Annotated in this window: 20 protein-coding genes and 1 pseudogene; 14 read left to right on the top strand and 7 right to left on the bottom strand. The window is 56.6% G+C overall.

What is annotated here, in order from left to right:
* The first annotated feature begins 69 nt into the window (after nucleotides 1–69).
* Nucleotides 70–1,365, top strand: a complete 1,296-nt coding sequence (gene glyA, locus ACZ1G5_RS03650) for a serine hydroxymethyltransferase (protein ID WP_472731561.1) — start codon at nucleotides 70–72, stop codon at nucleotides 1,363–1,365.
* Between the two features lie 61 nt (nucleotides 1,366–1,426).
* Here glyA and ACZ1G5_RS03655 read toward each other — a convergent pair whose 3' ends face one another.
* On the bottom strand, nucleotides 1,427–1,819 hold the full coding sequence (locus ACZ1G5_RS03655) for a hypothetical protein (RefSeq protein WP_472731562.1): 393 nt from the start codon (nucleotides 1,817–1,819) through the stop codon (nucleotides 1,427–1,429).
* A 53-nt stretch (nucleotides 1,820–1,872) separates the two neighbouring features.
* Between ACZ1G5_RS03655 and ACZ1G5_RS03660 the strand changes: the two are divergent.
* Both ACZ1G5_RS03660 and ACZ1G5_RS03665 read left to right on the top strand, forming a co-directional pair.
* A pseudogene (locus ACZ1G5_RS03660) lies at nucleotides 1,873–2,609 on the top strand (alpha/beta fold hydrolase).
* Nucleotides 2,610–2,718: 109 nt separating this feature from the next.
* Nucleotides 2,719–2,832, top strand: coding sequence for an entericidin A/B family lipoprotein (locus tag ACZ1G5_RS03665; protein WP_472731563.1), 114 nt, complete (start codon nucleotides 2,719–2,721; stop codon nucleotides 2,830–2,832).
* A 16-nt stretch (nucleotides 2,833–2,848) separates the two neighbouring features.
* Here ACZ1G5_RS03665 and ACZ1G5_RS03670 read toward each other — a convergent pair whose 3' ends face one another.
* Nucleotides 2,849–4,135: a hypothetical protein gene (locus ACZ1G5_RS03670; RefSeq protein ID WP_472731564.1), complete on the bottom strand. Its 1,287-nt coding sequence runs from the start codon at nucleotides 4,133–4,135 to the stop codon at nucleotides 2,849–2,851.
* A 121-nt stretch (nucleotides 4,136–4,256) separates the two neighbouring features.
* Between ACZ1G5_RS03670 and ACZ1G5_RS03675 the strand changes: the two genes are divergently transcribed.
* Nucleotides 4,257–5,156: a hypothetical protein gene (locus ACZ1G5_RS03675; protein WP_472731565.1), complete on the top strand. Its 900-nt coding sequence runs from the start codon at nucleotides 4,257–4,259 to the stop codon at nucleotides 5,154–5,156.
* 237 nt (nucleotides 5,157–5,393) lie between these two features.
* Here ACZ1G5_RS03675 and ACZ1G5_RS03680 read toward each other — a convergent pair whose 3' ends face one another.
* Nucleotides 5,394–6,125 (bottom strand): class I SAM-dependent methyltransferase, encoded by a 732-nt coding sequence (locus ACZ1G5_RS03680; protein ID WP_472731566.1) that lies wholly within the window; start codon nucleotides 6,123–6,125, stop codon nucleotides 5,394–5,396.
* A 3-nt stretch (nucleotides 6,126–6,128) separates the two neighbouring features.
* Nucleotides 6,129–7,928, bottom strand: a complete 1,800-nt coding sequence (gene lepA / locus ACZ1G5_RS03685) for a translation elongation factor 4 (RefSeq protein WP_472731567.1) — start codon at nucleotides 7,926–7,928, stop codon at nucleotides 6,129–6,131.
* Between the two features lie 560 nt (nucleotides 7,929–8,488).
* On the opposite strand from lepA, the gene ACZ1G5_RS03690 reads away from it, so the two are divergent.
* The 4 genes from ACZ1G5_RS03690 to ACZ1G5_RS03705 all read left to right on the top strand — a co-directional run bounded on the left by ACZ1G5_RS03690 (nucleotide 8,489) and on the right by ACZ1G5_RS03705 (nucleotide 14,126).
* Nucleotides 8,489–9,160 carry a response regulator transcription factor gene (locus ACZ1G5_RS03690; protein ID WP_472731568.1) on the top strand — a complete coding sequence of 224 codons (672 nt, stop codon included), beginning with the start codon at nucleotides 8,489–8,491 and terminating at the stop codon, nucleotides 9,158–9,160.
* Entirely contained in the window at nucleotides 9,157–10,593 is a 1,437-nt protein-coding gene (locus tag ACZ1G5_RS03695; protein ID WP_472731569.1) for a sensor histidine kinase, read from the top strand. Before ACZ1G5_RS03690 ends, ACZ1G5_RS03695 begins: the two co-directional genes overlap by 4 nt.
* A gap of 62 nt (nucleotides 10,594–10,655) precedes the next feature.
* Nucleotides 10,656–13,115 (top strand): MJ1477/TM1410 family putative glycoside hydrolase, encoded by a 2,460-nt coding sequence (locus ACZ1G5_RS03700; RefSeq protein ID WP_472731570.1) that lies wholly within the window; start codon nucleotides 10,656–10,658, stop codon nucleotides 13,113–13,115.
* A gap of 687 nt (nucleotides 13,116–13,802) precedes the next feature.
* A complete protein-coding gene (locus ACZ1G5_RS03705) occupies nucleotides 13,803–14,126 on the top strand; it encodes an arginine transporter (protein WP_472731571.1) in 324 nt (107 codons plus the stop codon).
* On the opposite strand, the gene ACZ1G5_RS03710 is transcribed toward ACZ1G5_RS03705, so the two are convergent.
* The gene (locus ACZ1G5_RS03710) at nucleotides 14,086–14,514 is read right to left on the bottom strand and encodes a low molecular weight protein-tyrosine-phosphatase (RefSeq protein ID WP_472731572.1); all 429 of its coding nucleotides are present in this window, start codon (nucleotides 14,512–14,514) and stop codon (nucleotides 14,086–14,088) included. The genes ACZ1G5_RS03705 and ACZ1G5_RS03710 overlap by 41 nt on opposite strands.
* Complete coding sequence (locus tag ACZ1G5_RS03715; protein WP_472731573.1) at nucleotides 14,514–14,945, bottom strand: hypothetical protein; 432 nt, start codon at nucleotides 14,943–14,945, stop codon at nucleotides 14,514–14,516. The genes ACZ1G5_RS03710 and ACZ1G5_RS03715 overlap by 1 nt, the downstream gene beginning before the upstream one ends.
* A gap of 112 nt (nucleotides 14,946–15,057) precedes the next feature.
* Here ACZ1G5_RS03715 and ACZ1G5_RS03720 point away from each other — a divergent pair, with 112 nt between their 5' ends.
* The 6 genes from ACZ1G5_RS03720 to ACZ1G5_RS03745 all read left to right on the top strand — a co-directional run bounded on the left by ACZ1G5_RS03720 (nucleotide 15,058) and on the right by ACZ1G5_RS03745 (nucleotide 20,806).
* A complete protein-coding gene (locus ACZ1G5_RS03720; protein WP_472731574.1) occupies nucleotides 15,058–15,729 on the top strand; it encodes an NAD-dependent deacylase in 672 nt (223 codons plus the stop codon).
* Between the two features lie 39 nt (nucleotides 15,730–15,768).
* The gene (meaB, locus tag ACZ1G5_RS03725) at nucleotides 15,769–16,764 is read left to right on the top strand and encodes a methylmalonyl Co-A mutase-associated GTPase MeaB (RefSeq protein WP_472731575.1); all 996 of its coding nucleotides are present in this window, start codon (nucleotides 15,769–15,771) and stop codon (nucleotides 16,762–16,764) included.
* A gap of 191 nt (nucleotides 16,765–16,955) precedes the next feature.
* Nucleotides 16,956–17,240 (top strand): 50S ribosomal protein L28, encoded by a 285-nt coding sequence (gene rpmB, locus ACZ1G5_RS03730; RefSeq protein ID WP_472731576.1) that lies wholly within the window; start codon nucleotides 16,956–16,958, stop codon nucleotides 17,238–17,240.
* Nucleotides 17,241–17,418: 178 nt separating this feature from the next.
* Nucleotides 17,419–17,814, top strand: a complete 396-nt coding sequence (locus ACZ1G5_RS03735) for a hypothetical protein (protein ID WP_472731577.1) — start codon at nucleotides 17,419–17,421, stop codon at nucleotides 17,812–17,814.
* A 59-nt stretch (nucleotides 17,815–17,873) separates the two neighbouring features.
* A complete protein-coding gene (hrpB, locus tag ACZ1G5_RS03740) occupies nucleotides 17,874–20,279 on the top strand; it encodes an ATP-dependent helicase HrpB (RefSeq protein WP_472731578.1) in 2,406 nt (801 codons plus the stop codon).
* A gap of 68 nt (nucleotides 20,280–20,347) precedes the next feature.
* Entirely contained in the window at nucleotides 20,348–20,806 is a 459-nt protein-coding gene (locus ACZ1G5_RS03745) for an NUDIX hydrolase (protein ID WP_472731579.1), read from the top strand.
* Nucleotides 20,807–21,036: 230 nt separating this feature from the next.
* Here the strand turns inward: ACZ1G5_RS03745 and argF are convergent, their stop codons facing one another.
* Entirely contained in the window at nucleotides 21,037–21,942 is a 906-nt protein-coding gene (gene argF / locus ACZ1G5_RS03750) for an ornithine carbamoyltransferase (RefSeq protein WP_472731580.1), read from the bottom strand.
* Nucleotides 21,943–21,968 lie beyond the last annotated feature (26 nt).

Consider the following 21,968-nt stretch of genomic DNA (forward strand, 5'->3'; position numbering starts at 1 on the left):
AACGCTGCATGCTTGAGGTATGAGGACGCAACAGCGCAATTCTGGCACCATTTTTAGGGGGATGCACCCATGAACGTCACCGTCCGCGACAACGGCTTTTTCACCGAAACTCTTGATACCCGCGACCCGGAAATCCACGCAGCGATGCAGGCCGAACTCAAGCGCCAGCGCAAAGAGATTGAGCTGATCGCGTCAGAGAACATCGTCTCAGCCGCGGTGATGGAAGCGCAGGGTGGCGTCATGACAAACAAATACGCCGAAGGTTACCCCGGTCGTCGCTACTATGGCGGATGCGAGCACGTCGATGTGGCCGAAAACCTTGCCATTGAACGCGCCAAGCAGCTGTTTGATTGCGGCTTTGCCAACGTCCAACCCAACTCTGGTTCGCAGGCCAACCAAGGTGTGTTTCAGGCGCTGCTCCAGCCCGGCGATACCATTTTGGGCATGTCGCTTGATGCGGGCGGCCACCTGACCCACGGTGCCAAGCCCAACCAATCGGGCAAATGGTTCAACGCGGTGCAATATGGCGTGCGCAAGCAAGACAGCCTGCTGGACTATGATGAGGTCCAGCGCCTTGCCACAGAACATCAGCCCAAGATGATCATCGCGGGTGGTTCTGCCATTCCGCGCATCATCGATTTTGCCAAAATGCGCGAAATTGCCGATAGCGTTGGTGCATACCTTTTGGTCGATATGGCGCACTTTGCTGGCCTCGTGGCCGCTGGCCTCTATCCGTCCCCGTTCCCGCATGCCCATGTGGCGACAACGACGACGCATAAAACACTGCGCGGTCCGCGTGGCGGCATGATCGTGACCAATGACGAAACGATTGCCAAGAAATGCAACTCTGCCATTTTCCCCGGTATTCAGGGTGGCCCGCTCATGCATGTGATCGCTGGCAAGGCTGTGGCTTTTGGCGAAGCACTGCGCCCCGAGTTCAAGACCTACCAAGAACAGGTTGTGAAGAACGCCCAAGCGCTGGCCAATCAACTGATGAAAGGTGGCCTTGATATCGTCACGGGCGGTACAGACAGCCACGTGATGCTGGTTGATTTGCGTCCCAAGGGTGTGAAGGGCAACGCCACGGAAAAGGCTTTGGGCCGCGCCCATATCACCTGCAACAAAAACGGCATTCCGTTTGACCCCGAAAAGCCGATGGTCACATCAGGCATCCGCCTCGGGTCTCCCGCAGGCACCACTCGCGGCTTTGGCGAACCAGAGTTCCGCCAGATCGCCGATTGGATCGTGGAAGTGACCGAAGGGCTCGCCGCCAATGGCGAGGACGGCAACGGTGCCGTCGAAGCCAAGGTTCGGGCCGAAGTAGAAGCCCTTTGCGATCAGTTCCCAATCTACCCGACGCTCTGATCAGATATATCTCTGCGAAATCAACAGTTTGCCCGGCGGAACCCGGGCAGACGGTAGCCTATCAGATAAAGCCGCGCGCCCACAAAACAAACAGTAGCAACACGCCAGTTGTCAGCAATGCAAAAGCAATCGAGGCGACAAGGTTCAGTGCGGCCTCGCGCCGTTGCGCTGCATAATCTGTACTTTCCAGATGCGCCAGAATGCTGCGATGGGCTTGCACCGCTTTGCGCATATCAACCCGGTGTATCAGCTTGGGATTTTCGGCGAATCTGACAGCCTGTGCCAAATAGGCGGCGTCGCGACGTACGGCGCGCGGCAACAACCGACCCGCCTTGCGCAACTGCATTTCCAGCGAGGGCCCGCGCACGCGCAGCTTCTCCGCCAGCGCCTCGCGGACCTCATCCACCATTTGCTGTAAACTCATCCCCATGGCGACCGGGTAAATGGTCCGCATGATATGCTCAATCCCTCTGGTCCTGGACGCTGCGTAACGCTACCAACAGATGCATGTTGAACACGGTACGATATGAGGGACCGCCCGGCACACCGCTGCTGATCGCACATGGGCTGTTTGGGTCGGCGCGCAACTGGGGGGTCATTGCCAAGCGACTGTCCGCAGTAAGGCCCGTGATTGCGGTTGATATGCGCAATCACGCAAACAGTGATTGGAGCGACAGCCATAGCTATCATGATCTGGCGACTGATCTGGTATCGGTGATTGATGGCCCGGCGGATGTGTTGGGGCATTCGATGGGGGGAAGGCTGCGATGGTGCTGGCGCTGCAACATCCTGAAAAGGTGCGCAAATTAATCGTCGCTGATATCGCGCCAGTGACCTATGCACACACACAGATGGGGCCGATTGAGGCCATGCGCCAGGTTGATCTGGCGACCGTGACCAGCCGCGCAGATGCGAAGGCGCAATTGGCAGGATTGGAGCCGGGCGTTGATGACTTTCTGCTGCAAAGCCTTGATATAAAAGAAAAACGCTGGCGGCTTAATCTGGATGTACTGAGTGCTGAAATGGATAAGATCATCGGTTTCCCGAACGTTTCAGGGCGCTTCGACGGACCGACGCTGTTTCTGTCAGGAGCAAATTCAGACTATGTGCAGCGGGACGCACGGCCCCGTATCAAAGACCTGTTCCCAGCAGCAAAATTCGCCAAAATCCCCGGCGCCGGGCATTGGCTGCATGCGGAAAAACCGCGTGAGTTTGAAGCGGCGGTCAGCGCATTTCTAGCGTAAATCCTGCGTACATATGCCGTACAGAAGCTGTACGTACAGCCTTCAGCCGTCTTGCCCCGACCAAGGCGGCCCGTTAGTGTTTGCCAAAGCTTCTAATTTGGTGACCAACATGATCCGTATCGCCCTTATCCTAACCGTACTTGGCCTGTCAGCTTGTGAAACTGTACAAGGTGTCGGCAGAGACATTACGAATGCAGGCGCTGCGGTGGAAAACGCGCTTTAAGGCGCGTTCACAAAGCTTAGAGCGACTGGTCCAAGGCCAATCTATACATCTCAAAACGTGGATCTGTTTCGCTGATCTCGCAGTCGTCCATTGTGATCCGATGATCCTTTGGAATGGCCCGCTTGAGACGTAAGTCATCGCAAATCAACTGCGGCAGACCGACGCCGCCCAGCGCGGCAGCCTTGTCGAGGTCTTCGATAAACCCGTACGTCTGGAAACCACCCATACCGTCCAGCACCTCGCCAGCCCGTAGGTCAGTTTTTGCGTAGGCCACGACATTGGTTTTAAGTCCCGCGCGGGGTGCCAATCGCGCCGTCCCAAAAAGCACGGCCTCTGCGACGCAGCGCAAGGCTTCGATATGGCCAAGGTGGTACGGTCGGTAAAAAAGATAAAACGGACCGGGGCCCATATCGGGCGGGTACCAAGACAGAGTGAATTGCTGGAACGCGGCATCTGTGTGTCCAATCACAAACACGCCGCCCACAGGTTTTGCCCCAAGCACATAATCGACAATCGGTGCGTCACCCGGCTGCCAGAGTGATGCGAAATCAAAGTGCCCAAAGATATCATGCACAGACTCCATACGCGGCCCAACCATGCCGGGTTGGATAACCCGCCCGCCCAGCGCATTGGCGACTGCGGCCATTTCAACACCCAGTTTGGACCCGTCTGTATAAGACGCGCACATCTTGTGATCGAGGTTTCGCTTATCCGCCTCAGGGGCAATCTTTTTGGGGTTTGTATAGAGATCATGAAAGCCTTTCATGTTGCCCAACATGACCGGCTCGAACCCCCAAAACGTGATTTCATCAACAAGCGTCTTGATCACCGTGGGCTGATCGCCGTCAGCACAAGTGTAGACGACGTCAGCCTTTTGGGCGCATGCCAAAAGATGCGGGCCATACATCAGCTCTGACTCGTAATTCATCATCACAACGTGATTGCCCGCCGCAATGGCCGCCAGCGCATGCTGCGCACCCCCCAGAACCGCACTTGATGCTTCTACGAAGACATCCGCCTGTTTGGTCCCTGCCGCCAGAACGCCACTTTCACACACCGCAAGTCTGTCGTTTGCGATCGTTGCCTCTAATTGCGCGGGCGTGGTCACGACGTCATAGGGTCGCCCAAGGAATTCAGCGCAAGCCGTCGCTTTGTCCAAATGGATGTCCGCAATCGCGACCAGCGAAAACCCCTCTGTCGTATTGCATTGAAAGGCCAACCCCTTGCCGATTGAACCGATGCCAACAACGACACAGGCAATGGGCGTCTCGCGTGCTCGCAGCGCTTGATTGAGGTGATCCATTCGGCTTTTGTCCTTGTTACGTGGCATATGCAGCCGCGATATTTCAGCTTGATGGCACGGCGCGTGCCTTCCATAAGGTCCAACAGTTAAAGAGTGACTTGTGAGGAAGGGGTGCGGGCCCGTGGCAAAAGTTGGTATTCTCGTCGTCTATGTGTTTGACGACATGATGAAACCGCTGTTCGACATCCATCTTGATCGCATCCGGCGGCACACATCGTCTGATTTTCGGATCTATGCAGCAGGTCACAAATTAACCAACGAAAAGTTCGACTATGTCGACAAAAGGACAGGTATTTCCCTCAACCACTTTGACGTCGACCCCAATTTTGGCGTGCGCGAGGAACATACCTTTTGCCTACGCAAACTTGCAGATGTCGCCTTTGCGGATGGGTGCGATGTTGTTGTCTGCATGCATCTGGATTCGTTTCCCATTTCGGACGATTGGCAAGATGCCTTTGTCGACCCGATCACCAATGGCACCGCAGATGTCGTCAGCATTGTGCCCAATGGATACAGCGCGGGTCTGGCTTGGGGGAAAGCCTTTGAAGAGGCCTATGCCCCCGCAATGTTGGTCAGCGATCGCGACAGCCCGGCGTTTGCACAGTTCATGCAAACGTTCCCCGACTTCGATCACATCGAAACCGGGCTGGGCGTCATTTTTACCGCATGGCAGAACAACCGAACATGGCTCCGCGTGGGGACCGATGCGGACAAGAAGATCTATGGCGGTGTGCTGTTTCATGTTGTGGGGGCCACATGGCGCACATGGATTGATAGTGCCCGGATCAAAGACACGCTTTGGGCGCGCACGACATGGCCTATCGCGCGCCGCATCCTCAAACGTTTGCCGTTGAAGGTGCGCGAGGTTTTGCACCGGGCCTATGTTGATACCAAAGACGTCAGCCGCGAAGGCACGTTCGACAGCAAAATGGCTGAAAGCAAAGCGCTAATGGATGACTCCGACGGCTATGTCGGCCAGTGGTTGGCGCGGTATGAGGCTTCAGAGGACATTTATCGTTAGGTCGTGATACACGACGCTCTCATCGGGCGGCACGGATTTGCTAGAGATGACGATGCGCATTGTGATCGGTTGGGAAGCCTTAAGACGACGGTTAGCTGATACATGCAAATATCAACTGTCCATTTTCAACACCCAGATGAATATCTCCTGTGGCAGATCAGCTTGATTGAGTTGTTTTATCTCTTTCTTTCTGACCTTCTGCTTCTACAGCGGCCCGTGTTTCGGAGTGCTTGCCCCCTACCCCTTCTCGCACAGAAAAATCACATGCTCCCGGTCGATCCCGTGCTTCACCGCCTCATGCCCCGTCACCGGGATGACCGTCAGATTGAATCCGGCGGCCTTGATCCGCGTTGTCGCGTCCCAACCGAAGAACCGCACGTGGTCGCTTTGGCCGAAGTGCCGGTGCCGCTCGGCATCCGTTTTTACGTCCGCATTCTCATAGCTTTCGGGCCATGAGGCGATCATCGGGAATGTCAGGATCGCCTGCCCGCCGGGCCGCAGGATGCGGTAGAGTTCTGGCAGCGCTTTGCTGTCGTCCACATGCTCCATCACGTGGTTGCACATGATCGTGTCATAGGACGCATCGGGCTGGTCAATCGCTTCGATATTCAGCGCAAGATCGGCGACGCCTTCGTGTAGCTCGGCCGTGGTGTAGGTGGCCCCCAACCCTTGCAGCAGCTGGCGCATCTGCCGTTCGGGCGCGAAGTGCAGGATATCGCCCCATGTGCGGTCCGCGTTCTGGCTGAACCACAGCCCGATGTGCCGGTGCCGTTCGAGCCCGCCGCATTTGGCGCAGGCCGCATCAAGCCGGATGGCGATGGTGCCGTAGCGTGCCTTGTATTCACCCTCATAGCCGCAGAGTGGGCATTGGTATTCCTGCCGATCCGATGGCTCCCGCCCCAGTTTGGCTAATTTCAACGACAGCTTGCGAAGGCGTTTGCGGATCTTGGGCGGGGGGTTCATGGTCATGGTCTAGCTATCCATTTTGAGGGCGGAAATGAACGCTTCCTGTGGGATGTCGACCTTGCCGAACTGCCGCATCTTTTTCTTGCCGGCCTTTTGCTTATCCAGCAGTTTGCGTTTCCGTGTCGCATCCCCGCCATAGCATTTGGCCGTCACGTCTTTGCGCAGGGCTGATAGCGTCTCGCGCGCGATCACCTTGCCCCCGATCGCGGCCTGGATCGGAATTTTGAACATGTGGCGGGGTATCAGGTCTTTGAGTTTTTCCACCATCGCCCGTCCCCGCATTTCCGCGCGATCCCGGTGCACCATCATGGACAGTGCATCGACGGGTTCGTCGTTCACCAGCACCGACATTTTCACCAGATTGTCGGTTTGGTACCCCGTCATCTGATAGTCAAAAGACGCATAACCCTTGGTCACCGATTTCAGACGGTCGTAGAAGTCAAAAACCACCTCGTTCAGCGGCAAGTCGTAGACGACCATCGCGCGGGAGCCTGCATAGGTCAGATCCTGCTGCACGCCGCGCCTGTCCTGGCACAACTTCAGCACGTCGCCGAGGTAGTCATCCGGCACGAGGATCGTGGCCTTGATCCGTGGTTCCTCCAAGTGGTCCACATGGGTCATGTCAGGCATATCGGCGGGGTTGTGCAACTCGATCATCTCGCCGTCGCGCATATAGACGTGGTAGACCACAGACGGTGCTGTCGTGATCAGTTCGATATTGTATTCGCGCTCAATCCGGTCGCGGATGACTTCAAGGTGCAACAATCCAAGGAAACCGCAACGGAAGCCGAAGCCCAGCGCGGCTGACGTTTCCATCTCATTGCTGAAGGACGCATCGTTGAGCGCGAGTTTTTCAATCGCATCGCGCAGGTCTTCGAATTCGGAACTGTCTACCGGGAAGAGCCCGCAGAAGACCACCGGTTGCGCGGGCTTAAAGCCGTCCAGCGCCACTTCGGTGCCTTTGCGTTCCGATGTGATCGTGTCGCCGACCCGCGTGTCGCGCACTTGTTTGATCGAAGCCGTGATAAACCCGATCTCGCCCGGTCCCAATTCGGTCACGTCCTGCATCTGTGGCCGGAACACGCCGATCTTGTCGATCCCGTGGATCGTGCCGTTGGACATGAATTTGACCTTGTCGTTCTTCTTCATCACCCCGTCGATGACGCGCACCAGAACGATGACACCAAGGTAGCTGTCGTACCAACTGTCCACCAGCATCGCCTTGAGCGGCGCGTCCCGGTCGCCCTTGGGCGCGGGCAGCAGGTTGACGATCGCCTCAAGCGTTTCCTTGATCCCGACCCCGGTTTTGGCGCTGACTTGGATGGCGCCCGACGCGTCGATCCCAATCACGTCTTCGATCTGTTCGGCAACCCGGTCGCACTCCGCCGCTGGCAGGTCGATCTTGTTCAGCACGGGGACAATTTCATGATCGGCATCAATGGCTTGGTACACATTGGCCAGCGTCTGCGCCTCGACCCCTTGCGTGCTGTCCACGACCAACAGCGAGCCTTCGACGGCCCGCATGGAGCGCGACACCTCATAGGCGAAATCGACGTGTCCCGGGGTGTCGATCAGGTTGAGCACGTAGTCCTCCCCATTGTCGGCTTTGTAGTCAATGCGGACGGTGTTGGCCTTGATGGTGATCCCCCGCTCGCGCTCGATATCCATACTGTCGAGAAGCTGCGCTTTCATATCCCGATCCGCCACCGTGTTGGTGGACTGGATCAAGCGATCAGCCAGCGTGGATTTCCCGTGGTCAATATGCGCCACGATCGAGAAGTTACGGATATGCGAAAGGTCTGTCATAGCAGGGATATGAGGGGGATTGCCGAGGCGGTCAAGTGGGATGGTGTCGCGGCATGTAGGTTCCATGATCTAATCGGAATTAAGCCAATACACCGGTACAGAGAACGCGAAGATTTGTAGGGAGATACGGCACAAAATGAATAACAAAGTTAAGTCCAGTATGATTGCGTTTGGTTTTTCTGATGATCTGTAGGGACGCAATCGACATGGCTTCTGATAGCGCAACTCGATCGCTGGTCGTGTGAACCAAGCGCACCAAGAAAGCCATAAGACAGATCCGATGGCTGACATGACAGCGAACCCGCAAAACGCCTATGTCTTGCTCGCCCGCATCAGGGATCAATTCAACACCGAAGGTGTGACGAATTTTCGGATTTCGAACTTTATCCTGTCATTCAGCGGTGCGATGAAAGAGCCCCTATTTACGCCGCATGTGTGGCGCAACATAGCGCACTTCCGTCGTTCATTTGCGAAGCATCCAAACGCAACGGACACGCTCGTTTCGCTGAGTGAATGCCTTTTCGCTTGCAACATCTCATGGCGCATCATTCAATTGCTGCATGAGAATTCTAATCATCGAAGACTCCAAAATTCTACGAACCAACATTGTGATGGGTCTTCGAAAACTTGGTCATGTGGTAGATGAAGCCGCTGACGGCGAAGATGGCTTATGGCGTGCAGAGGCCGGCACTCACGATGTACTGGTGCTTGATTTGGGTTTGCCAAAGGTGGATGGCATGGCGGTGCTGGAAAAACTAAGACATCAAGAAAATACCACCCCGGTTTTGATCCTGACAGCGCGCGATGGTGTGGATGACCGGGTCGCTGGACTACGGGCGGGCGCGGATGACTACTTAATCAAACCCTTTGCCTTTGACGAACTTGTGGCCAGGATCGAAGCTTTGATGCGCAGATCGCATGGCGTCGCGTCGAATATCTTGCGTGTTGATGATTTGGAACTTGATACAAATGCCCGCTGCGCAATGCTGGGTGGTGTCGCGCTTCCTTTGGCGCGTCGTGAATTCGCGTTGCTCGAAATTCTCATGCGCAATGCTGGTGCTGTTGTCTCCAGAGCAGATATTGAGGCCCGCATCTATGATGACTATGTCGAACCCAACAGTAATGTCGTGGATGCCGCAATTTCAATTCTTCGCAAAGCCCTGAACGCACCCGGCACACCCTCGCGGATAGAGACACGCCGCGGCGAGGGCTATCGGTTGATTACAAGATGACCTCAATTCGATCGACCATCGCCCGCAACACCAGCGTTGTCGTCTTCGTTGTTGTTGCGGTCCTTTGCGTTTTAGGATTTTTCTTCCTACGCAACCTTCAGGTTCAAGCCTTTGAAGATGCCATTGAGAACGACCTGCGAGTTGTGGCCAACGGTGTGAAGGTCTGGACCAACGGCGATATTTACACCGAGCTTAATCCAACGCTGCTCACGAAATTTGCCGCTGGAGGCAGCAATGGGTTCGTCGTTCGTGATGCAACGGGTGACACAATCATTGATAGATCTGTCAGCCTTGTCGCCTCAAGTCGGGATTTACGCCTGGGCGAGGTCGTCGCCTTAGATCAAACGGTTTGGTCCGAAGATGTCGGGCCTAATGGGTCCGCGGCGCTTGCGGCAACGGCATTGTTTTCCGCCCAGTGGGGGTGGGACTTGGATGATACCTCAATCGAAGTTCCCGATGATATCCGGCAAACCAAAGTCCAGATTACCGTATCTCATGATCGCACCCCGCTTGACAAAACGCTGCGAAACTTTGCTTTGCTGGCGGTCGCCATGACCGTCGTCGCAGCGGCGGCTGCCGGTTCAGCTGTGTGGGTCAGTACAGGACGTGCATTGCGGCCTTTGACTGTTTTGGCAGATCGGACAAAGCAAATTGATCAACCAACAAATACGGCCCCCTTTGACGGGGTTGGACCAAAGGAGTTGGTCCCGATTGCGGAACGCTTGAACAATCTGCTGGCCCGTCTGCATAAGGCGTCGCAGGCCGAACGTCGCTTTACCGCAGACGCGGCCCACGAGCTGCGCACCCCAATCGCTGAATTGCGCACGTTGACGGATGTAGCATTGGCTTTCCCGGATGATCCTGACCGGCTTAAAAATGTTGTGCGTACCTCAAACGAACTTGCCATCCGATTGACATCACTTGTTGACGCGCTTCTGGGTATTGCCCGACAAGAGCCGGTCAGGGGAACGCTGCGGGTAGAGCCGGTCGATATTCCCGCCCTTTTGCACCGCATAATCAGTGATAACAAATCGGCCATCGCACAGCGGACGCTCGATGTCAGATATCACGGTCCAGATGCGCATCTCGTCGATACTGACGCAGCGCTGTTGACGTCCGTCTTGACCAATCTAATCGGCAATGCGGTTGACTACGCGCCAGATCAGGCGCCGATCCAAATCCGATACACTGGCGGGACAAATGGGTTTCGCATTGATCTAACAAACCCGGCACCAAATCTGACGCAAACTGACCGCGACATGATGTTTGAGCCATTCTGGCGCAAGCAAGGGTCAGATACTGATCGTTCACACTCTGGTCTTGGTCTGACTTTATCGCAGAATTTTGCGCGCCTTCTGGACATGACACTTGAAGCGCACCTGTTGGCATCTGGTGATATTCAGCTCACTCTTGCCAAACAGAAAACGACGTAATGTTCGCGTAATGTAGCAAGCCTTAGCTGTGATCTCAGCAATCACACCAAAGGACTCGTTCGATGATCATGCCACTTCTTTACCAACTGCAAAACGCCGACTACGCGTCACTTTCCAGCACGGATTTTCGTGTTGCCGTCGTTGATCCTGATGATAGCGCTCTCAGTGCAGAACAAGTGGCAACGCTGCAAACCACGCAAGATAAATTGCTTTATGCCTATACCAGCATCGGTGAGGCCGAAAGCTATCGCGACTACTGGCAGGACAGCTGGACAACGCAGCCCCCCAACTATGTGCTGGGTGAGAACGCACAGTGGGAAGGGAACTTTCGTGTCGAGTTTTGGGACACTGATTGGCAACAGATCATATTCCAGCGCGTCGATGATGTGCTGGCAAAGGGATATGATGGGATCTATTTGGATATCGTTGACGGTTATACCGTTGATGAAGTGATCGCAGCCTATCCCGGCACCGACGAAGAATTGCGCCAGGAGATGATCGACTTTGTAATTGGTATCTCCGAATACGCAAAGTCGCAGAACCCTGATTTCGCCATCATTCCGCAAAACGCTGTTGGCCTACTAGGTGTCACCGAAGACGGCCCCGACAGCGGGCCAAACACACCCTATCTTGAGGCCATTGACGGGCTGGGCGTAGAGGACCTTTGGTTCAATGACGATCAGATCTCTGACTGGACGCAGGGCGACCTAGACTACATTGCCTTGGCGCAAGACGCAGGCAAGTTCGTACTGGCCACATCCTACCCCACGGCGCAGGCCAACCAAGACGCATTTCTTGCGGATGCCATCGCAAATGGCTTGATCCCTTTTGTCGCGGACCGCGATCTGACGGGTGTCATTGACGCAGACAACGCGGGGATCGAGGCTGCGATGGAAGGCGGCACATTCAATGCGCCTTGGGCCGAAGGTGCGGCAGTTGATCCGGTCGAACCGGTGGAACCTCCGGTCGCGCCAATGGATCCCGAAAATCCTGCGATGCCATCTGACTTGGTTGTGGATCAATTTGCCGTTCAATACTCAAACCTGAACGCCACCGATATTGCCGCATCTCCTTATGATTTGCTGATCGTCGAAGGCAAGCCCGGTGACACCGCAACCGCCGAGTTGTCACAAAGCGACGTGGCGGGCCTTGTGGCTGCGGGCAAGACAATGGTGGCCTATGTGTCTGTCGGGCAAAGTGACGACGCGCGGCCCTATTGGGATACGGCTTGGACAAACGATGGCACCGACACAGGTGCGCCTACGGACGCTGCGCCAAGCTGGCTTGCCGAACAAGCAGACAGTTTTGACGCAGCCATTGTCGAATTCTGGAACCCCGAATGGCAGGCATTGGTGATCGACCAGGTCACTGAACTTGCCGCGTTTGGCTACAACGGTATCTTTCTTGATAACATGCTGTCCTACTTTGAGGTCGCGGCCATCAGAGGCGAGCTTGGGACCGCACAATCGCAATTTTATGCGCAGGAAATGATGTCCTTTGTGGAGAAGATCGCAGCGGCGGGCGCGGCTGTGAACCCGGACTTTATCGTCATTCCAAACGGTGCCCCTTACATCGTCGGCGACGCAGGCTATGCATCTGACAGCCCCGAGGCATTATCCTACTATGAAGCCGTCGACGCAGTCATGGCCGAAAGCTTCTTTGGGCTTGCGACAGGCATTTACGATCAGGCAGCACTTGATGCGTTCCAAACGGTATTTGCAGCCCAAGACATCGACGTTCTGGCCTTGGAGTATTCCACAGACCCCGTTGCAATGGCGGCGTTTGCAGAAGAGGCTGCCGCGCGTGGCTTCGCGGCCAGCGTGTCTGCCGATATGGCCTTGAACACATTGCCCGCTCCGCTGGAAGAGGCGCCAGAGCCGATTATCCTTACAGGATCTGCCGCGGCAGACGAGCTTTATGGCGGTGAAGGTAACGATGATCTGTCTGGTCAAGGCGGTCGGGATGTCCTTGTTGGCGCTGCTGGTGATGATGTCATGGCGGGTGGTCGTGGTCAGGACGAATTGTTTGGTGATGACGGCAATGATGCTTTGTCAGGAAATAATGGTCACGACTATCTTGAAGGGGGTGCAGGCGACGACGCTTTGATCGGTGGCAACGGACGGGACGCGCTTGTCGGTGGGACAGGCAATGATACCCTTGACGGCGGACGCGGGCAGGACAATCTGTTCGGCGGTGAAGGCGATGATAGCCTGACGGGCGGCAGAGGTGACGACTACCTTGAAGGGGGTACCGGCAACGATATTCTTATCGGCGGCGCGGGCGATGATGAACTCTATGGCGGCGCAGGCAATGATCAGTTTGTCTTTTCGCAAGGCGGCGGATGGAATGTGGTCGGAGACTTTGATCTTCTCGCTGACGCGCTCATGGTCGAGGGTTTAGCGCTTCTTGACAGCTACGAGACAGGCGACGCGCTCGTGCTGGAACTTGAAGGAAACACCCAGATCGAATTTGTCGGATTGGTAGAAGGCGATCTGGCAGCGCTCGACCTGCTACTCGCATGAAGCCTGTTCTCTTGGTAGTCAGGATGGCGTGCTGCCCGAATACCAGCAAAGTACGCAGCTTGATCATCAGTGTCGACACAAACCAACAGTTGAGATGCGTCTAACCAAGTATTGGATCATCCCAGCTTGGGGTCACACATCGTGGGAACAGACGCATGCTGGCTCTTGTGCGTCTAAATTCGGCTTTGGGATAAATGCTTCCATTGTGGGGCTGCATGCCAATCAGATAATTGCGCGCACTTCACTGTGATGGGACAGCCATCTGATCACGCTCATCCAGGAGTGGTACGCTCCGGCAGGCGGCAGGTAGAACGCCAGCGCCGAAAGCCTTGGCTATATACATGCCGTTCCTGGTAAACATATGAATTGGTCAATTGCGGACAAAGCTGTCGTTCGTTTTAGTCGTGTCAGATACCACATCGAACAACCGCCCGGCCCCGTTCGGGCATCGCCCGACCTCCCCCGGAGGGCGATACCCGAACGGGGCCTGCGTTACACTTTGGGCTCTGACCAGTCCTTCCTCAAACCTTACGCGTCTAATTTGCCTCAGTTCTCACATGCCGCCTCCAAAATCACTCACATTCCCCAATTGCATCGTTGCACTTGCCCCGCCATACTCCCCTCGTGGGGCATAACCTAACGTGGATCACCCGGGGCTAACCCGGGGGCCGGGCAGAGGATAGGCGAATGCGGTTTTTATTGTTGGCGGGTGCTTTGGCATCAGTGGCGGCCTGTGGCGGCGGCAGTGGTCGTGGTGCGACCGGGGATATCTCGCGCGCGTGTATTGATGCGGATCGCCGGGCTGCGTCTCCTGCTTTATGTTCATGCATTCAGCAGGTCGCGAACCAATCTCTGTCAAACAGTGATCAAGTCCGCGCCGCCAGCTTTTTTGAGAACCCGCAATTGGCGCAAGATACCCGCCAGTCAGACCGCCGCCGTGACGAAAGCTTTTGGACCCGCTATCGCGCGTTCACCGATCTGGCGTCCGAGATATGTCGGCCAGCAGGCTGATCGCGGCGGCCTCGATGATGTCCAAGGCCCCGTCAAAGTCCCGCGTATAATATGGATCTGGCACATCGTTTTGTGCCATCATCCGGACGGGCGTTGCGTTGCCAGCGGGCCGCAGTGCCGCGATGTCTGCTTTGTTCTGCCGGTCCATCGCGATGATCAGATCAAAATTGCTGAAATCCGCCTTGCTGAACTGACGGGCGCGCAGCGCGCTGAGGTCGATCCCACGTGCCCACGCTGCCTCTTGCATCGGTCCGTAGGGTGCGTCGCCCACATGCCAGCCTCCGGTTCCGGCGCTATCAAGCGTAAGGTCAGGTGCCAGACGGCGCATCACCCCTTCGGCTGCGGGTGAACGGCAGATGTTGCCAAGACACACAAAAACGATCCGCATCAGCGCAATACTCCGCGTTTGGTCATGGTCCGCGCGTAGACCCACAGCGCGATAAGGATCACAGGGATTGCGATTGTAAATGCAATTGCTGTCATCCCCGCAGTTGCGAGCATGCTGCCGCCGTCAACAATCACATAGGTGTAGATTGATGACCCGATCAGCCCAAGAAGCGAGACCGCGAAGGCAGGTCCGGCGAACCGTGATCGCAACAAAAGCGAGAGTGATCCAATGACCGAAAACCAAACACCGAGCGCCCATGTCAGCCCAAACCAGAACGGCGCATCCTGGAGCATCGCCAGTCGCTCTGGGGGTTGTTCCGCCAAATAAGTTGCGACGTTTGCCCGGGTCATCACATAGTCGATCGCCCCGCCCGCGTTCCAAAGTAACGACAGCATTCCCACGATCCAAAGGTGTATTGGTGTTTTGGTCATTGTCACCTCTCTCCCCTTCCATTGCGTAGCATATACCAAAACACACGCGCAGCTGCCACTTTGCGCCAGAAACGGCTTGCCGTAGGATGTGGAACCCGGTCACACTGTACCGATGAGAATTGCGATTTTGACAGGGGCGGGCATATCCGCGGAAAGCGGATTGGGTACATTTCGCGACAAAGACGGGCTTTGGACCCAATACGATCTGAATGATGTGGCCACACCCGAAGGGTTCGCCCGCAATCCCGCACTTGTCCATGATTTCTACAATGCCCGTCGTGCAAACTGTATCGCGGCGGCCCCAAACGCCGCTCATGACGCTTTGGCGCAATTGGGTCAGGGTCCCCATGACGTCACGTTGATCACACAGAATGTTGACGACCTGCATACGCGGGCCGGGTCAACCGGTGTGATCCATATGCATGGTCGTTTGATGCGCGCCCTTTGTGCCGCATGCGCGCACCGTTGGGATGCCTCTTTGGTCATGGACCCTGCCGATCTTTGCCCGCGTTGCGGCCAACCCGCGACCCGTCCTGATATTGTCTGGTTCGGCGAAGTCCCCTACGCCATGGATGATATCGCGCAGGCTGTGGCAGCCGCTGACCTTTTTGTGGCGATTGGCACCTCTGCCGAAGTGCACCCCGCGGCCGGTCTTGTCGAATTGGCGCAGGGACCGACACTTGAGATCAATCTGGAACCATCCGCCCGTGCCAATGCCTTTGACGATCACCGTATTGGTCCTGCAACCGAAGTTGTCCCCACTTGGGTGGCAGAGTTGCTCTGAGGGCTGGACCTTTGCCTTTGGCCAGATATGAAGGTGTGCATGAGGAAACCCAACGATATCGCGGCTCTGGCAGCAGGTGTGCAAACCGGTGACCGCCGTGCGCTTGCACAGGCGATTACGCTTGTGGAAAGCCAGCGTGCGGACCATCGCGCTGACGCGTTGTCGCTGTTGGACATGGTGGGGTCGGACAAGCAGGCATTGCGCATTGGGCTTTCTGGTACGCCCGGCGTTGGCAAATCGACCTTCATCGAGAGCTTTGGCCTGATGCTGACAGGTATGGGCAAAAGGGTTGCTGTGCTGGCGGTTGATCCCTCTTCGGCACGGTCCGGCGGGTCGATCTTGGGGGACAAGACCCGGATGGATTTTTTGGCCCGTGATCCCAACGCCTTCATCCGCCCCTCGCCCAGCCAAACCCAATTGGGCGGCGTCGCGCGGCGGTCGCGTGAGGCTGTGGCGCTGTGCGAGGCTGCGGGTTTCGATGTGGTGTTGATTGAGACTGTTGGTGTGGGTCAATCTGAGACGGTCGTGGCCCAAATGGCTGACCTTTTTGTGCTACTGCTAGCCCCTGCGGGCGGCGATGAGCTGCAAGGTGTCAAGCGCGGTATCATGGAGATGGCTGATCTGATCCTTGTGAATAAGGCCGATGGTGATCTCAAACCACAGGCCATCCGCACCTGTGCTGATTACGCTGGTGCGTTGCGGCTGCTGCGCAAGCGGGCGCAGGACCCTGATGGGTTTCCCAAGGCGTTAACGATTTCGGCACTTGAGGCAGACGGGTTGCAGACCGCTTGGGACGAGATGGACACGCTCAGCGATTGGCGCCGCACCCAAGGGATTTGGGATGCAACACGCAAAGCGCAGGCCAGCTATTGGTTTGGCGAGGACGTGCGGCATGGTTTGTTGCAGATGCTTCAGGATGATCCGCAGATAGCGGCGCGGATGAAAGCGGCTGAAGCGGGTGTGAAAGCGGGGCACATCGCGCCTGCGGCGGCGGCAGAACAAGTCTTGGGCCCGTTAAAGGATAGGCTAAGCTAGGGCGCGCAAGATTGCGCACCGTTCGCCGCCGCAATTTCTGGTATGACCTGGCAAACCGGGTTGACGGGATCAAGGAATCCGCCTATCTCGCGCTGATCTTATATCGACCCTGCGGATGCGGGGTTTCAACCCCGTATCACAAGATGTCCCGCCGTCCGGGTGTGTGATGTCGAAAAACAAGGATGATGCTCATGTCGCGCCGTTGCGAACTGACTGGAAAAGGCCCGATGTCTGGCAACAATGTCAGCCACGCCAAGAACCGTACCCGCCGCCGCTTTTTGCCAAACCTGCAAGATGTAACTCTGCAGTCCGACGTGTTGGGCCGGTCTTTCAAATTCAAAATCTCCAACGCAGCGCTGCGCACAGTTGATCACCGCGGTGGTCTGGATGCGTTTATGGCGAAAGCAAAAGACACCGAGCTGTCCGACAGCGCGTTGAAAGTAAAGAAAGAGATTGCCAAAGCGACCGCCGCTTAAGCAACCCTTTCCAACATCGCAATATGAAAGCCCGGAAGCCGCCGCTTTCGGGTTTTTTGTTTTGTGCGGTCGCGCACAGTCATGTTTACCAGACTTGGCGTAATGCTGTGTCACGTCTAATTTGGACGCATTATATATTTACCCTATTCAACATTCAGCACCCGAAAGGAGGTGCGAAATGACCTATTTCTTAAACAAAACCTTTGCGATGATGGCCGTCCTTGTTGCTGTAGCAACACCCGCAGCAGCGCAGGCAAATGACGAACTTTCCAACCAGTATTCTCATGCAGTCGCCTACATCGCCGCGCACGGGGTTTCCGTTGTGCCGTCCAGTGACGGCGGCAATCTGATCGTTCTGCAAACCAGTTTCGAGACAGGCGATGACACGGAATTACGCATCCTACTTGGCCGGGATGGCATCTATGCCCCGGAGGTTGACCTTGGGAAGCTTGCACATATCAACGGGCTGCAGGTCTTTCGAACGCCGGCGGCAGTGAACATCAGTCGCTTCAACGAAATACATTTGTGGAATCCAGAATATGGGATTGTCGTGGGTGTGGCACCACTGGGCTGAAGCCCCCATGCACATCAAGCACGGTGGTGTCTTTACCGGCCTTATGGCAAAGCAGTCCTATGACGGCCTTACCTATCGACACCATTCTGCCAGATCTGATGCAGGCTCTTGCGAGCGCGGGGCGTGCCGTTCTGCAAGCCCCACCAGGTGCAGGTAAGACAACACGCGTCCCGCTGGCCATGCTGAACGCCGGGCTGACCGACGGCAAGATCATTATGTTGGAGCCCCGCCGCCTTGCGGCGCGCGCAGCCGCAGAACGTCTCGCCGAAGGTCTGGGAGAGCCCCCCGGACAAACAGTGGGCTACCGGATGCGGGGCGACAATAAACCCGGCAAACGGATCGAGGTCGTTACCGAAGGTATCCTGACACGGATGCTCCAGACTGACCCCGCGCTGACGGGCGTCGGTGCTGTGATCTTTGATGAATTTCACGAACGATCATTGAACGCCGATTTGGGGCTGGCGCTAGCTTGGGAAAGTCGCGCCGTGCTCCGCCCTGATCTGGTCTTGCTGGTGATGTCGGCGACACTTGATGCAGAACCCGTCGCGGCCCTGCTTGATGATGCTCCGGTGATCACGTCGCAGGGCCGGTCATTTCCCGTGACCACGCATTTTCTTGATCGTCCCGTGCCCAAGACCCAGCGCCTTGAGGCCGCGACCGCCGCACTGATCCTTGACGCCGTCAGCCAGACGACAGGCGGTGTGTTGGTGTTCCTGCCCGGCGAGGGCGAAATCCGTCGCACGGCAGCCCAACTTGATGGTCACTTGCCCAAGGATTGCGTGGTGCGCCCATTGTACGGGGCGTTACCCTTTGCCGATCAACGCAAGGCGATTGCGCCGGTTGCATCCGGGCGCAAGATTGTCCTGTCCACCTCCATCGCCGAAACATCGCTGACCATCGAAGACATTCGTGTGGTGATCGACGCAGGGCGCGCCAGACGGGCGCGCTATGACCCCGGCTCAGGTATGTCCCGTCTTGTCACCGAGCGCGTCAGCAAGGCAGAGGCAACACAGCGTGCAGGCCGCGCAGGTCGTGTTGCCCCGGGTGATGCCTATTGTCTTTGGACAAAGGGAGAGCATGGCGCCTTGCCCGCCTTTGCCCCCGCCGAAATTGAAGCCGCCGATTTGGCGGGGCTCGCGCTTGAGCTTGCGCATTGGGGCAGTGATGATCTTGCGTTTCTGACCCCTCCACCCGCGGGTGCTTTGGCGAATGCCCGTACCCTGCTACAAGGGTTGGGTGCTTTGGACGTAACACACCGCATCACCCCGCACGGGCGCGCCCTTGCAGCCCTGCCCTTGCACCCCAGATTGGCGCACATGCTGCAAACGGCAGGCAAGGCCGCTGCACCTTTGGCGGCGCTGTTGGCTGCACGTGATCCTTTGCGCGGCGCGCCTGTCGATCTTGCACTGCGGATCGCGGCACTGAAGGGCCGCTACGACGGTCCCGGAGAAAAACATCATGCGGCAATTGCCCAGATCAAAGCGGACATACCACGCTTGTCCAAAGGACTGCCTGACGCGCCCGCACGAAGTCTGGGGCAACAGGCCGCCCTTGCCTACCCCGACCGGGTAGGTCTGCGGCGCAAGGGTGATGAGCCGCGCTATGTGCTGTCCGGGGGCAAAGGCGCAATCATGGATGCTGCCGATCCGATGGCTGGCGCGCGATTGATCGTGACAACTGATCTGGATGGTGACACGCGTGAGGCAAAGATCAGACAAGCCGTCCAGCTGTCAGAGCCGGAGTTGCGCGAGGTCTTTGGCGATCAGATCGGCTGGATCGACATTTGTGAATGGTCGAAACGGGAACGGCGTGTCCTGACCCGACAACAGGAACGGTTTGGCGCGTTGGCCTTGGATGATCGGCAATGGTCGGACGCCCCTGCTGAGGCGATTGCACAAGCCATGCTGGAAGGCGTGCGTCAGCTGGGGTTGCGCCCGTCGCCGGCAGCGCAGCTTTTCCGCGCCCGTGTCAGTTTGGTTAATGACTTGCCACTAATGGACGACGCCCATCTTCTGGATACGCTGGAAGACTGGCTCTTGCCGCACTTGGGAGGTGTCCGCAGCGCCGAAGATTGGAAACGGTTTGATATCCTGCCGGCCCTGCGTGCGATGTTGGATTGGGAACAAACCCAGCGGCTTGATCGGGCGGCACCGGCCCATTTCATCACGCCGCTTGATCGCAAAATTCCGATTGATTACGCGGACGACGCCCCCGGCATCACGCTGCGCCTGCAAGAGATGTTCGGCGTCACAACCCACCCGATGATCGGACGTACACCGCTTCGTGTCACATTGCTGTCACCGGGACAGAAACCGGTGCAGGTTACGCAGGACATTGTCGGCTTTTGGGCAAGCTCTTATGCGGATGTCCGGCGTGATATGCGGGGGCGCTATCCGCGCCATCCCTGGCCCGAAGATCCGACCCAAGCTGACCCGACATTGCGGGCAAAACGTCGCGGTTCTTGAGCTTATTTGCGCTTTGAGTCGCCTTATGTTAAATAAATTGCAATAAAAATAGCCTATTGGCAGGTATGATGAGCAATCTAGACCGTTCTTTCTGGACGGGCCGCGAGGTCCGTATTCCTGATCCGACTGCAATCGTGCAGGTTGGTGCGTTGTGTTTGCGCCCGCACAAATCGGGACAACAGGTTCTGTTGGTCAAGTCTTCGCGCGGGCGCTGGATTATCCCCAAAGGCTGGCCCATGGATGGTCACACCGACGCGGAAACCGCCAAGATTGAAGCCTGGGAAGAAGCCGGGCTACATAAGGGTAAGGTCAGCAAAACGCCCATTGGCGGCTATGTGACCGAAAAGCGTTTTGATGACGGTCGCAGCGTGCCGTGTCACGTCAGCGTCTACCGGATCGACGTCAAGGAAATGACCAAGAGCTATCCCGAAGCCACTCTGCGCAAGCGCAAATGGATGACATTGAAGAAAGCGGCGAAAAAGGTTGATGATCTTGGACTGCAAGCGCTTTTGAAAGCGTTGAAGTAGTCAACGCCGCCTAAAGCTTTGATTTAGTTTGGCTTTACTTTGCAGCGTGAAACAACACAGACGCACGATCAAGACGTCGATCAACCGGTCCGATCAAAAGGCAGCGCCAAAAACCGAAAGTCTAAGCCCCTAAGCAAAGACCTGTGAGGGCGGCAACAGCGCTGCCTGGCTATGCAGCCAGACGCAAACCTAGTGCAGACATAGTTAACAGATCGTTAAAGCCTGAGGTCTCACACCCCGAGGCAGTATCGCATGATTGCCTTTTGTGCATGAAGCCGATTTTCGGCCTCATCAAAGATCACCGAGTGAGGACCGTCCATGACGCTGCTTGTGGCCTCATCATCGCGGTGCGCCGGCAGGCAATGCATAAACAAAGCGTCGTCTTTGGTCTGCGCCATCAACGCATCATTCACTTGATAGCCGCGTAATTGATTATGCCGCCGCTCGCGGGCTGACTGTGGGTCATGCATGCTGACCCACGTATCGGTCACAACCAGATCAGCGCCCTGCACCGCCTCATTCGGGTCACGCACGGTCGTATAAAGCCCATCGAGTGCTGGTTCGGGATCAAGCGGCGGCGGCCCTGTGAAGACCAAATCAAATTCAAACTGTTTGGCAGCATGGGCGAAACTGGCAAAGACATTGTTGCCGTCCCCCGACCAGACGACCTTTTTGCCCTTGATCGGGCCGTTATGTTCCTCAAACGTCATGATATCTGCCATGATCTGACAAGGGTGCGTGCGGTTGGTCAGCCCATTGATCACCGGCACGGTCGCATATTCAGCCATATCAAGCAGCGTCTGTTCTTCGAACGTGCGGATCATGATCAGATCGACATAGCGCGACAACACCCGCGCGGTATCGGCGATCGTTTCGCCATGACCCAGCTGCATATCAGCACCGGACAAAACCATCGTCTGTCCACCCATCTGGCGCACGCCCACGTCAAAGGACACGCGGGTCCGGGTCGACGGTTTTTCAAAAATCAGCGCGACCATATGGCCCGCCAATGGCTGATCTGCGTCGAGCGTTCCTTTGGGTTGACCGGCCCGGGCCGTTTTCATCGTCTTTGCGTTGTCAATGATGTCGCGGAGCGCATCTGTGGATGTCGTATGGATATCAAGAAAGTGGGTCATATTGTTCGCTTTTGTTGGGCCTGCTC

It is taken from the genome of Yoonia sp. JB2-21, from assembly GCF_055693545.1.

Excerpts from the sequence above, each read along its gene's own strand:
- ACZ1G5_RS03710 (WP_472731572.1), bottom strand. The coding sequence starts at position 14,514 with ATGCGGATCGTTTTTGTGTGTCTTGGCAACATCTGCCGTTCACCCGCA.
- lepA (WP_472731567.1), bottom strand. The coding sequence starts at position 7,928 with ATGACAGACCTTTCGCATATCCGTAACTTCTCGATCGTGGCGCATATT.
- ACZ1G5_RS03680 (WP_472731566.1), bottom strand. The coding sequence starts at position 6,125 with ATGACCATGAACCCCCCGCCCAAGATCCGCAAACGCCTTCGCAAGCTG.
- ACZ1G5_RS03700 (WP_472731570.1), top strand. The coding sequence starts at position 10,656 with ATGATCATGCCACTTCTTTACCAACTGCAAAACGCCGACTACGCGTCA.
- ACZ1G5_RS03705 (WP_472731571.1), top strand. The coding sequence starts at position 13,803 with ATGCGGTTTTTATTGTTGGCGGGTGCTTTGGCATCAGTGGCGGCCTGT.
- ACZ1G5_RS03735 (WP_472731577.1), top strand. The coding sequence starts at position 17,419 with ATGACCTATTTCTTAAACAAAACCTTTGCGATGATGGCCGTCCTTGTT.
- ACZ1G5_RS03690 (WP_472731568.1), top strand. The coding sequence starts at position 8,489 with ATGAGAATTCTAATCATCGAAGACTCCAAAATTCTACGAACCAACATT.
- ACZ1G5_RS03695 (WP_472731569.1), top strand. The coding sequence starts at position 9,157 with ATGACCTCAATTCGATCGACCATCGCCCGCAACACCAGCGTTGTCGTC.
- hrpB (WP_472731578.1), top strand. The coding sequence starts at position 17,874 with ATGACGGCCTTACCTATCGACACCATTCTGCCAGATCTGATGCAGGCT.
- argF (WP_472731580.1), bottom strand. The coding sequence starts at position 21,942 with ATGACCCACTTTCTTGATATCCATACGACATCCACAGATGCGCTCCGC.
- meaB (WP_472731575.1), top strand. The coding sequence starts at position 15,769 with ATGAGGAAACCCAACGATATCGCGGCTCTGGCAGCAGGTGTGCAAACC.
- ACZ1G5_RS03665 (WP_472731563.1), top strand. The coding sequence starts at position 2,719 with ATGATCCGTATCGCCCTTATCCTAACCGTACTTGGCCTGTCAGCTTGT.
- rpmB (WP_472731576.1), top strand. The coding sequence starts at position 16,956 with ATGTCGCGCCGTTGCGAACTGACTGGAAAAGGCCCGATGTCTGGCAAC.
- ACZ1G5_RS03655 (WP_472731562.1), bottom strand. The coding sequence starts at position 1,819 with ATGCGGACCATTTACCCGGTCGCCATGGGGATGAGTTTACAGCAAATG.
- glyA (WP_472731561.1), top strand. The coding sequence starts at position 70 with ATGAACGTCACCGTCCGCGACAACGGCTTTTTCACCGAAACTCTTGAT.
- ACZ1G5_RS03720 (WP_472731574.1), top strand. The coding sequence starts at position 15,058 with ATGAGAATTGCGATTTTGACAGGGGCGGGCATATCCGCGGAAAGCGGA.
- ACZ1G5_RS03715 (WP_472731573.1), bottom strand. The coding sequence starts at position 14,945 with ATGACCAAAACACCAATACACCTTTGGATCGTGGGAATGCTGTCGTTA.
- ACZ1G5_RS03745 (WP_472731579.1), top strand. The coding sequence starts at position 20,348 with ATGAGCAATCTAGACCGTTCTTTCTGGACGGGCCGCGAGGTCCGTATT.
- ACZ1G5_RS03670 (WP_472731564.1), bottom strand. The coding sequence starts at position 4,135 with ATGGATCACCTCAATCAAGCGCTGCGAGCACGCGAGACGCCCATTGCC.